This window comes from Glutamicibacter sp. AGC46, from assembly GCF_053543715.1.
The window spans coordinates 692,997-696,558 of sequence record NZ_JBLVOJ010000025.1 but is presented as its reverse complement, the minus strand read 5'-3'; the positions used below and the strand labels follow the sequence as shown (position 1 = coordinate 696,558).

Annotated in this window: 2 protein-coding genes; both read right to left on the bottom strand. The window is 61.2% G+C overall.

Annotated elements, in window-relative coordinates:
- Positions 1-41: 41 nt before the first annotated feature.
- Entirely contained in the window at positions 42-1,535 is a 1,494-nt protein-coding gene (locus ACNPM8_RS18130) for a malate:quinone oxidoreductase (protein WP_400290994.1), read from the bottom strand.
- A gap of 72 nt (positions 1,536-1,607) precedes the next feature.
- On the bottom strand, positions 1,608-3,452 hold the full coding sequence (locus ACNPM8_RS18125) for an ABC transporter substrate-binding protein (protein ID WP_448940390.1): 1,845 nt from the start codon (positions 3,450-3,452) through the stop codon (positions 1,608-1,610).
- Between the last annotated feature and the right edge of the window lie 110 nt (positions 3,453-3,562).

Genomic DNA, 3,562 nt, shown 5'->3' with positions numbered 1-3,562 from the left:
GCCCACCAATGCGGGGGGGCGGTTCTCGTTGTGCGTGGTGCCTACAGTCCCAGGGACTTGTCGGTGGCTGCCTTGACCTCAGCGTAGAGTGCTGGGTTCTCGTTCAGCTTCTGGCCGTAGGAAGGAATCATGTCCTTGAGCTTCGACTCCCAGCCTGCGAACTGCTTGGGGAAGCAGCGCGACAGCAGCCCGACCATGATCGGGGTAGCGGTCGAAGCGCCTGGCGAAGCGCCGAGCAGGCCGGAGATCGAGCCGTCCGAGGAGGTGATGACCTCGGTGCCGAACTGCAGCACGCCGCCCTTCTTGGCATCCTTCTTGATGACCTGGACGCGCTGGCCAGCGGTGATCAGCTCCCACTTGGAACCGTCTGCATCCGGGAAGTACTCGGCCAGCGCCTCGTCCTTCTTGGAGCGGGACTTGAGAACTTCCTTGATCAGGTAAGTGGTCAGATCCAGGTTGTCCTTGCCGACAGCCAGCATCGGGATGATGTTGTGCGGGCGCAGGGACAAGGGGAGATCCAGCTGGCCGGTGGACTTCAGGAAGTTCATCGAGAAGCCGGCGTAGGGGCCGAACATCAGCGAGCGCTTGCCGTCGACAAAGCGGGTATCCAGGTGCGGTACCGACATTGGAGGAGCGCCCACCGAAGCCTGGCCGTAGACCTTGGCGTGGTGCTGGTTGATGACGGTCTCATCGGTGCAGCGAAGGAACTGCCCGGAGACCGGGAAGCCGCCGAAGCCCTTGATCTCGTCGATGCCAGCCTTCTGCAGCAGCGGCAGTGCGCCACCGCCGGCACCGACGAACACGAACTTGGCCTTGACGTTCTTGACTGCGCCCGAAGCGTTGTCCTTGACGCTCAGTTCCCAGCCGGCGCCCGAACGCTTGATGCCCTTAACCTTGTGGCCGTAGTTCACCGAGGCGCCAGCGGCGCCCAGCGAGTCGGTCAGGTCCCGGGTCAGGCGGCCGAAGTCGACATCGGTGCCGGAGACAACGCGGGATGCGGCAACCTTCTGCGAGGCATCGCGGCCCTTGGCCACCAGCGGGGTCCACTGGTTGATGGTGTCCAGGTCGTTGGTGATTTCCAGTTCCTCGAACAACGCATTGGGCTTCAGTGCCTCGTAGCGGGTCTGCAGGTACTTGGAGTGGTCCTCGCCGATGACGAAGGACATATGCGGCAGGGCGTTGATGAAGCTATTGTCGGCAACGCGGTTGTTCTCGACGGCCCACGAGTAGAACTGGCGGGAAACCTGGAACTGCTCGTTGATGCCAATGGCCTTGGCCGGATCGACCGATCCGTCAGCCTTGGCAGCGGTGTAGTTCAGTTCGCACAGTGCCGAGTGGCCGGTACCTGCGTTGTTCCAAGGGGAGGAGGATTCCTGCCCGGCCTTGTCCAGGTTCTCGAAAAGACCAATGGACCAGGTTGGTTCCAGCTGGTTGATCATGGTGCCAAGGGTGGCACTCATGATGCCGGCACCGATTAGTACTACGTCAAAAGATTCGGTTGACGTTTCAGAAGGCACGAGGATCTCCATCGACAGTGATACTTTGCTCTCTCCCAGAGTAGACCTATATCCCCGGGGGTTAGAAATCGTTAACTGGGTTAACGGTCACTAACTTGAGATAGACGGCGAGTTTGCCATCTGCACATCCGCGTAGCACTCGTTGAGCATCGGCGAGGGCGGATAGAAGGTGACGTTGCCGTTAAACGCCAGCGCAGAGATCGGAAAGACCAGTGGGAGCGCGGGCAGATCCGCGTTCAGGGTCTTGAGGATATCGGCATAGGCGGCGGTCCGTTCCTCCCCGGAAGGGATGGAACGGGCCAGCATGATCTGTGAGTCAAGTAACGTCGAGGTGTATCCGAACTCATTCTCCTTGGCCGCCAAAATGCCGGAAAGGAAGTCGTCTGCCGAACGGTAGCCGCCGGAGAAGCCCAGCAGGTGCAGTCCCTCGAAGTCCTTGGACTGCACGGTCTGCACGTAGCCGTCGGTCCATGCAATCGGGCGCGGCTTGATGCGGATCCCCACTGCGGCGAGGTCCTCGGCGATCTGCGCGAAAGTGCGTTCAGGCAGCGGCAGATAGTTGCGCGAAACCTGTAGCGGGTAGGCGAACTCGATCTGTTCGCCCTTGTAACCCAGCTCGGCCAGCAAGGTCTTGGCCTTCGACGCATCGTGGTTCGGCGTATCTTCCGGTGCCGGAATGCTCAAGGCAGAGGGCAAGAGGGTCGAAGCGTGCTTGGACCCTTGCAGGAACAGCTTCTCAGCCAGCGAGCTGCGGTTGACCGCGTGCGCAATGGCCATGCGGAATTCCGGCTTGGCCAGCCACTTATTGCGCTGGTTCATGCCGAGGTAGAGCACGGAGAAGGGATCGCGCTGGACAACCACCTTGGCATTGCGAACCAGGGTGCGCATGATGTCCACCGAGACCATGTCGAAGCCGTCGATTTCATCGGCCAGCAGCGCGCCTTCGCGGTTGTAGGGCGAAGGAACAGCAGAGATCAGCGCAACCTCGGGATGCGCGGTGTTATTGGACAGCCGCGGTTGATTCCAATAGTCCTTGAAGATCTCCAGGCGCACCACATTGTCCTCATGGGAAACGAAAGTGTATGGCCCGGTACCTACCGGGTGGGTGGAGAGCGACTCGGCCGGGTTCTGCCCGGGGCCGCCGGTCAACGCGCTGGGCGCGGCAATGGCCATGCCCGGCAAGGTCAGCGCTTCGATCAGCCCTGGCAGCCGGCGGCGCAGATTCAAGGCGACCAGGTACTTGCCAGTTGCCTTGACGGATTCGAAATAGCTGGCGGAACCGGCTGCGGACTTGCCCTCGAAGAGCTTGGTGTCGAACTTCTTGGTCAGCTCTTCAAGCTGCTTGGTGCGTAGCTGCTGGGTGGCCAGTTCCTCTTCGCTGGCGTCGGCAGCGCTCTTGAACTCTTCTTCGAGTTCCTTGGCGGTTGGAAGCTTGGGGATGTCGCTGTCGAAGTGGAAAACATTGGCAAAGCCCTGGCTGGATGAAGCGCGCAGCTGCGGGGACAAGCTTTCCCAGCGGTTGAAGTTGGCGACAACTGCTTCTGCGGTCAATTCGGTGCCGTCGTGGAAGAGCACGCCTTCGCGCAGGGTGAAGGTGTAGCGCAAGCCATCAGGGCTTTCGGTCCAGGATTCGGCCAGGCCGGCTACCGCGCCACCGGTATCGGGATCGATATCGACCAGCGTCTCGTACACCTGGCGGGTGATCCGGAAGGATTCATTATCCGCCACGATGGCCGGATCCAGCTTGACCGGGGGAGCGGCTGCTGCCAAGCGCAGGGTCCGGGGAATGCGCGGTGCGCTGGCCGAGGCTGTGGGCGAAGCGGAGGCCGCGGGCCCCGAATTTCCGGTGCAGGCGGTCAGTGCCAGTGCGGTAGTCGCCAATGTACCGGTCAGCAATGCGCGTCGTGATACGAGTTTCAATGGCAATTCGGGCACTGGGATGACTCATCTTCCTATGGCAGGCGGTACTGCTTCGCGCAGGGAACAAGCAAGTAAATGTGCGCAAAGGTATTTATCAAAGATAGCGCACCACGGCCACGGGGGGG